This is a genomic window from uncultured Metabacillus sp., assembly GCF_947503125.1.
In the GTDB taxonomy this organism is placed as follows: Bacteria; Bacillota; Bacilli; order Bacillales; family Bacillaceae; genus Metabacillus.
The window spans coordinates 1-339 of sequence record NZ_CANNCR010000204.1 but is presented as its reverse complement, the minus strand read 5'-3'; the positions used below and the strand labels follow the sequence as shown (position 1 = coordinate 339).

General features: G+C 40.7%; 2 rRNA genes. Both read right to left on the bottom strand.

The annotated features are described in order from the left end of the window. A 5S ribosomal RNA gene (rrf, locus tag Q1B07_RS26865) occupies positions 1–75 on the bottom strand; the annotation flags it as partial. 125 nt (positions 76–200) lie between these two features. Further along, a 23S ribosomal RNA gene (locus Q1B07_RS26860) occupies positions 201–339 on the bottom strand; the annotation flags it as partial.

The following is a 339-nucleotide window of genomic DNA, read 5'->3' as shown; positions in this document are numbered from 1 at the left end:
ACCATCGGCGCTGAAGAGCTTAACTTCCGTGTTCGGCATGGGAACGGGTGTGACCTCTTCGCCATCGTCACCAGACATTTGTGACAAAAACTATTATACTATTTTGAAGGATTTTTTCAAGTGTTTTTGAAAAACTTTTATATTCCTTCAAAACTAGATAACGATTATACAATTCATTTACTGAGTTACGCTTTTCTAAATAGGTTAAGTCCTCGATCGATTAGTATCTGTCAGCTCCACGTGTCACCACGCTTCCACCTCAGACCTATCAACCTGATCATCTTTCAGGGATCTTACGTTACAAAGTAACAGGGAAATCTCATCTTGAGGGGGGCTTCA